Source organism: Bacillus sp. RCC_6_1 (assembly GCF_041360755.1).
GTDB lineage: Bacteria > Bacillota > Bacilli > Bacillales > Bacillaceae_G > Bacillus_A > Bacillus_A cereus.
In genome coordinates this window covers 264,792-271,037 of the sequence record NZ_JBFUPV010000001.1, presented here as the reverse complement: position 1 = coordinate 271,037, position 6,246 = coordinate 264,792, and the positions used below count along the sequence as shown (strand labels likewise).

Below are 6,246 nucleotides of genomic sequence, written 5' to 3'. Positions count from 1 at the left end.
AGAAAAAGATAATGCTGTGTATAAAACGACAAATTGGTTTGGTAAGAAAATGGTACGTGTAGCTGGAGGGGCAGTAGGGGAAGCTTTCATCGAAGCTTATAAAAATGAACATCCACAAGACGAAGTTGTAACAATTGATTTATTCAATACTACAGTACCAGCAATTGATGCAGATGTATTTGCTGCTTGGGGTAAATTTGCAGCAGGTGAAGGCTTTGAAGCTTTAACTGAAGTTCAACAACAAAAAGTAGCAGCAATGAACACAAATTTAGAAACATTTATGAATGCAGATCGTTATGTATTCGTAACTCCAATGTGGAACTTTAGCTATCCACCAGTAGTAAAAGCATACTTAGATAACGTAGCAATCGCAGGTAAAACATTCAAATATACTGAAAATGGTCCAGTCGGCTTATTAGAAGGTAAAAAAGCACTTCACATTCAGGCAACAGGTGGCGTATATTCTGAAGGAGCATACGCAGCTGTAGACTTCGGTCGCAATCACTTAAAGACTGTATTAGGATTTGTCGGTGTAAATGATACTGAATATATCGCAGTTGAAGGTATGAATGCAAACCCTGAAAAAGCACAAGAAATTAAAGAAGCAGCAATTGCTAATGCTCGTGAATTAGCAAAACGTTTCTAATATAGAATGCTTAAAAAGTCCAAACACTTGCTGTTTGGACTTTTTTTCTTCTTTTTCCTTCGTTTGTCTAGTATAATGAAGGTCGGAATGATAATAGGTGGGGGTTCTGTATGATTCAAACGTTTTTTAAAATCTTTTATTTAATTTTAATCGTAATTGCGATTACACCGAGAATGTGGCGTCTTAAAAGACAAGTAAATACGATGGCGCCAAAAGAAAAAGATAATGCTGTGTATAAAACGACAAATTGGTTTGGTAAGAAAATGGTACGTGTAGCTGGAGGGGCAGTAGAAGTGAAAGGACTTGAAAATGTTCCGAAAGACAAGCCAGTACTAGTTGTAAGTAATCACCAAAGTAATATGGATATCCCTGTTTTACTAGGTTACTTAAATAAACCAATTGGATTCGTTTCAAAAGCAGAGATTAAAAAGTTCCCAGTTGTACCAACTTGGATGGAACTTATGAATTGTGTATTTATGGATCGTAGCGATCGTCGCCAATCTCTTCAAGCGATTAAAGATGGAATTGAACTATTAAAGAATGGACATTCTATCGTAATTTTCCCTGAAGGAACGAGAAGTAAGGGTGGCGAAGTTGGAGAGTTTAAGGCTGGTAGTTTTCATCTGGCAGTAAAGTCAGGTGTAGCAATTTTACCTGTAACGTTAGATGGTACATATAAGATGTTTGAAGCGAATGGAAATCGTATGAAGCCAGCTCATGCAACAGTAACAATTTCTAAGCCGATTACACCTGAAGATTATGCGAATATGGATATTAAAGAATTAACGAAGCATACACAGGAAGTTATCGCATCACAATTACATAAGTAATAAAAAAGGATTCAGCTTATAGTAAGCTGAATCCTTTTTTATTATGCTGTAGGTAAGACATAAAAGAGTACACAGAAGAACATCATCGCACTACCACCTAAAACGAACAGGTGCCATATGGCATGGTTGAAAGGTAGCTTTTCCCAAAGGAAGAATATAGCTCCGACAGAATATAAAATTCCACCTGCTAAAAGTAGTGAAAAACCATGTCCAGTTAGATTTTCATAAAGTGGTTTAATGGCAACGATTATGAGCCAACCCATAATGATGTAACATAAAGTTGAAGCCTTTATAAAGCGACGTACAAAGAAAATTTTGAAGACGATACCTCCGATTGCTAGTGTCCATATTATAGCAAGCAACGTCCATCCTAATGGGCCACGAAGTGTAATAAGTAGAAAAGGAGTATACGTGCCAGCAATCAATAAGTAAATGGCTGAATGATCTAAAATAGTAAATATTTTTTCTACTTTAGGATGATGAATGCTATGTAGCAATGTTGAAAACAAGTACAGTAAGAACATGCTTACACCATAAACAGTAAATGCAACTACAGCTGATGCGGTACCGTGCTTAGAAGCATGAATAATCAATATGATTAAGGCAGGGATGCTTAAAATGGCACCGATACCATGTGTAATTGCATTTGCAATTTCTTCTTTTACAAATTGGGTCATTCGTGTCATTTTTTCAGTCATAATGCAAATCCTTTCTACTATCATAAAATAATATGTCATTTCCCTTACCATATCATACACAAGAGCAATAGAAAATGAAATTTGTATAATTGATTATATTTTTGAATTTTTTTGACAAAAGACAATGGATTTGTTGACGTTTTCAAACTTTTTTGACAAAATAAAATTATGTAATAGTAGGACAAGGAAACTACTAATAAAGGGGATGGGGAAATGTTTTCAAATATTGGCTTTCCAGGGTTAATTTTAATTTTAGTAGCAGTACTCATTTTATTTGGACCTAAAAAATTGCCGGAAATCGGGAAGGCTTTAGGGGAAACGTTAAAAGAGTTTAAAAAATCAACGAAAGAATTGACAGATGACGCATTTCAAGAAAAGGAAAAGAAAGAAAAAATGTAGTGTATTTTCCTTGTAATGGATAAATAAAGTGTGGTGAACGAGATGGAAGATCGGGAAATGAGCGTAGTAGAACATATTGTTGAGCTTCGAAAAAGAGTAATATATACGGTGTTATCCTTTGTACTATTTTTAATTATTGGATTTACTTTTACAAAGGATATTTATTTTTGGCTTGTAAAAGATTTACCAATGAAATTAACTGTTCTCGGTCCAAGTGATGTATTGTGGATTTTTTTCTCGATTGCTACAGTATTTGCTATCGTTTGTACAATTCCTTTTGCTGCTATACAAATTTGGTTATTTGTAAAACCGGGTTTACATCCAAATGAACAAAAGATGACAATAATGTATATACCGGTATTGTCTATATTATTTCTCGCAGGTTTATGTTTTGGATATTTCATTGTAATGCCGTTTCTATTTCACTTTTTAACTACGATAGGTAATGAAATGTTTAATACGATGTTTACGACAGAAAAGTATTTTCATTTTGTACTTAATTTAACAGTTCCATTTGCTGTGATTTTTGAATTGCCAGTCGTTGTAATGTTTTTAACTAGTATTGGAATACTTACGGCGGAATTTTTAATAAAAATAAGAAGGTATGCTTACGTAGCATTAATTATCATTGCATCTTGTATATCACCGCCAGACTTTTTATCTCATAGTTTAGTTGCAGTGCCGCTTATTTGTATTTATGAAGTAAGTATTGCGTTATCAAAGGTTGTTAGTAAGAGGAAAAAGAAAAGAGAAGAAATGCAGTCGAAAAGTGCCTCGTTATAAAGGCACTTTTTTATTTATTTGTTATACTATAGCTATAAACGTATACAATATATAGAAGAAAAAAATTATAGAATCTCCAAAATTTAGACAAACTTTGCGCTTTTATAAGCTTATACTAAATGTATTAAACAATTGATGGATAATGAGATTCCCGTCTCAGAGATATTTAGGACGGGAAGGTGAATTAGGTGGAGATGAATAGAGTATAAATCTTCTAGCCATAAGGACTACAGAAATCATATAAGTCTGATTTTACTCCACTTTAAACAACGTGTTACAGCGCAAAGTAGAGGAAGTTCAAAAATCCAATGAAAAAGAGGATTGATATTGTGATTACGAAAAGTTTTTATTTCACTCATTCAACAGGGGATTGCATTAAAATATTCGAAATCCCTGTCCTACAGGCACAGCATCCATTATCGTTTCTAATTCAGTCTCGTCTTCAATTATTTATTGCAAAAATTCAAAGACAAAAACACCCAAGATTTTCGTATTCTTTCCGTGAATATTTACAAAATTGTTTGAAGTGGAATGATTATTTAAATGTATATAAAACAAATACCCTTGAAAAAAATGCATGATACGAAGTACGGACAGGGTTAGTAAACTCTGTCTTTTTCATTTTAGATATGAAAATATAATTAATTTGATGAAATTTCGTTCCAAATTGTTGAAAGCAATGGGAATACTAGTATAATAACAAGGAGAGCGTATTGGAAAGGGAAGAAGTATAGTATGCAAAAAATTAAAATTGTAACAGATTCAACGGCAGATTTATCACAAGACGTAATCGAAAAGTATGACATTCATGTTTTACCATTATCAATCTCTGTAAATGGACAAACATATTTAGATCGCGTTGATTTACAACCTGACGAATTTATTGAAGAAATGATTAAATCAGAGGAATTACCAAAAACATCACAACCAGCTATGGGTACATTTGTAGAAATGTATGACAAGCTAGGGGAAGATGGAAGCGAAGTCCTTTCTATCCATATGACAAGTGGAATGAGCGGTACTGTAGCAACTGCAAATAGCGCTGCATCAATGACTGATACAAAAGTAACAGTTGTTGATTCTCAATTTATTACACATGCTTTAGCATATCAAGTAATTGAAGCTGCAAAAATGGCAAATGACGGACGCTCACTAGAAGAAATTTTAAAACGTGTAGATGAAGTAAGAAAGAATACTCGTTTATATGTAGTAGTGGATACATTAGAAAACTTAGTGAAGGGTGGACGTATCGGTAAAGGAAAAGCGTTTATCGGTTCGCTACTTAATATAAAGCCAATTGCTAGTCTTGAAGAAGGTGTTTATAATCCTGTAACGAAAGTTCGTAGCCAAGGCCAAATTGTAAAAACATTAGCTAAGTTATTTGAGCAAGATACGGCTGGAAAAGTCGTAAAAGCTGTTGCAATTCCGCATGCGAAAGCAATTCCTTTAGCTGAAAGTATGAAAGCGGCGGTTGAAAAAGTGAGTGGATTTGCTCAATCAGAAATTTTCTATACAACGCCTATTATTAGTACTCATACAGGTCCGGGCGCAATCGGATTTATGTATTTAGCAGAGTAATAAAAAAGCTACTTGAAAATATATTTCAAGTAGCTTTTTTATGTAAATAGAAAGTAAGAAATAAGAAGAGCTACACAGGCACTACCGCTAATGATATAGCGAGTCTGTAAATATTCATTCATAGAAAACACCCTTTATCCCGCTATTTGCGGACAGTAAAACTCTCTACCTCAAATTTAGCTGGAGCAAAGAGGTTAGGTAGCGGGCTGCCCGTAAAAGCTTGATTGGTGAAGGCAAATAATCAGTGGGGATGAAGAAATCCCACTAATTAAAGTTTCACTATAGGATTTTCTATATTATATGTTGGATATAGAAAATCAGTCATTACGTTACACATGTAAAGTTTCAATTTTTTCGTTTATTTGCTTATCATTTGTTGCGTTACTATAAATAAAAGTTTGACCTAAAAAGAGTACATGCAGTTGTTCCCACGGTAACATGCGCAAATTCCAATTATTTCGAAGTCTAGTTATTGCTTCACGAGGTGTTTCATCGGCGAGTGCAAAAGCTCCGTAATGCATTGGTATAAAATGTGTAGCGTTTAAATCTAAATAAGCTTGCACGGCCTCTTCAGGTGAAACATGAGATACTTTCATAAACCATTCTGGTTCATAAGCGCCAATGGGCATAAGAGCAATATCAATTAAAAAGCGTTCACCAATTTCTTTGAAACCTTGGAAATAGCCACTGTCGCCACAAAAATATATGGTTTCCATAGTCGTTTCATTATCAATAATCCATCCGCCCCAGTGAGACGTATTCATATCAAATAAGGATCTTCTCGTCCAGTGCTGAGCAGGTACGAAGTGAAAAGAAACTTCGTTAATTATCGTACTTTCCCACCATTTATACTCTTCTACATGTTTAAATTTCTTACGAGTAAATAATTTTTTTAATCCAATAGGTACAAGATATAGAACATCATCATTCAACTGACGAAGAGTTGAAAAATCTAAATGATCATAATGACCATGTGAAATAAGGACAATATCAATTTTAGGTAGTGCTTCTATAGAGAGTCCAGGTTCTGTAAGTCTTGGAACTAGCTTTAATTTATTAGCCCATACTGGATCTGTTAATATATTAAGTCCATTCGTTTGGATAAGAAAAGTGGAATGCCCAATCCATGTGATAGTCGTTTTTTCAACATTACTTTGCAAAAATGCACTTTGTTTAACGGGTGATTGTTCTACTAAGAAAGAAAAATCTTTTTTGTTTTGCTTTCGTTCTTTACGCCAGCGTAAAAAAGAGCGAATTGATTTTTTTGTACTAACATTATCCATATTTTCATAGCGCTTTGCCATGAACATCA

8 protein-coding genes are annotated in these 6,246 nt (G+C 34.1%); 6 read left to right on the top strand and 2 right to left on the bottom strand.

Annotated elements, in window-relative coordinates; genetic code table 11:
* Nucleotides 1-49: 49 nt before the first annotated feature.
* Nucleotides 50-646: an FMN-dependent NADH-azoreductase gene (locus AB6801_RS01285; protein WP_370941038.1), complete on the top strand. Its 597-nt coding sequence runs from the start codon at nt 50-52 to the stop codon at nt 644-646.
* Between the two features lie 110 nt (nt 647-756).
* A complete protein-coding gene (locus AB6801_RS01280; protein WP_000616577.1) occupies nt 757-1,476 on the top strand; it encodes a lysophospholipid acyltransferase family protein in 720 nt (239 codons plus the stop codon).
* Between the two features lie 41 nt (nt 1,477-1,517).
* Here AB6801_RS01280 and trhA read toward each other — a convergent pair whose 3' ends face one another.
* Entirely contained in the window at nt 1,518-2,174 is a 657-nt protein-coding gene (gene trhA / locus AB6801_RS01275; protein ID WP_000136889.1) for a PAQR family membrane homeostasis protein TrhA, read from the bottom strand.
* Between the two features lie 213 nt (nt 2,175-2,387).
* Between trhA and AB6801_RS01270 the strand changes: the two genes are divergently transcribed.
* The 4 genes from AB6801_RS01270 (at nt 2,388) to AB6801_RS01255 (ending at nt 4,934) form a co-directional block, all read left to right on the top strand.
* Nucleotides 2,388-2,573, top strand: coding sequence for a twin-arginine translocase TatA/TatE family subunit (locus AB6801_RS01270; protein ID WP_000492443.1), 186 nt, complete (start codon nt 2,388-2,390; stop codon nt 2,571-2,573).
* A 42-nt stretch (nt 2,574-2,615) separates the two neighbouring features.
* Entirely contained in the window at nt 2,616-3,356 is a 741-nt protein-coding gene (gene tatC, locus AB6801_RS01265; RefSeq protein WP_000390120.1) for a twin-arginine translocase subunit TatC, read from the top strand.
* A gap of 329 nt (nt 3,357-3,685) precedes the next feature.
* Nucleotides 3,686-3,937: a DUF2535 family protein gene (locus AB6801_RS01260; RefSeq protein WP_000629013.1), complete on the top strand. Its 252-nt coding sequence runs from the start codon at nt 3,686-3,688 to the stop codon at nt 3,935-3,937.
* A gap of 154 nt (nt 3,938-4,091) precedes the next feature.
* Complete coding sequence (locus tag AB6801_RS01255) at nt 4,092-4,934, top strand: DegV family protein (protein WP_001169472.1); 843 nt, start codon at nt 4,092-4,094, stop codon at nt 4,932-4,934.
* A 329-nt stretch (nt 4,935-5,263) separates the two neighbouring features.
* On the opposite strand, the gene AB6801_RS01250 is transcribed toward AB6801_RS01255, so the two are convergent.
* Nucleotides 5,264-6,238, bottom strand: a complete 975-nt coding sequence (locus AB6801_RS01250) for an MBL fold metallo-hydrolase (RefSeq protein ID WP_001129631.1) — start codon at nt 6,236-6,238, stop codon at nt 5,264-5,266.
* Nucleotides 6,239-6,246 lie beyond the last annotated feature (8 nt).

Bases quoted from the DNA above. Each gene is read 5' to 3' on its own strand.
- AB6801_RS01285 (WP_370941038.1), top strand. From the start codon at position 50: ATGGTACGTGTAGCTGGAGGGGCAGTAGGGGAAGCTTTCATCGAAGCT.
- AB6801_RS01280 (WP_000616577.1), top strand. From the start codon at position 757: ATGATTCAAACGTTTTTTAAAATCTTTTATTTAATTTTAATCGTAATT.
- trhA (WP_000136889.1), bottom strand. From the start codon at position 2,174: ATGACTGAAAAAATGACACGAATGACCCAATTTGTAAAAGAAGAAATT.
- AB6801_RS01270 (WP_000492443.1), top strand. From the start codon at position 2,388: ATGTTTTCAAATATTGGCTTTCCAGGGTTAATTTTAATTTTAGTAGCA.
- tatC (WP_000390120.1), top strand. From the start codon at position 2,616: ATGGAAGATCGGGAAATGAGCGTAGTAGAACATATTGTTGAGCTTCGA.
- AB6801_RS01255 (WP_001169472.1), top strand. From the start codon at position 4,092: ATGCAAAAAATTAAAATTGTAACAGATTCAACGGCAGATTTATCACAA.
- AB6801_RS01250 (WP_001129631.1), bottom strand. From the start codon at position 6,238: ATGGCAAAGCGCTATGAAAATATGGATAATGTTAGTACAAAAAAATCA.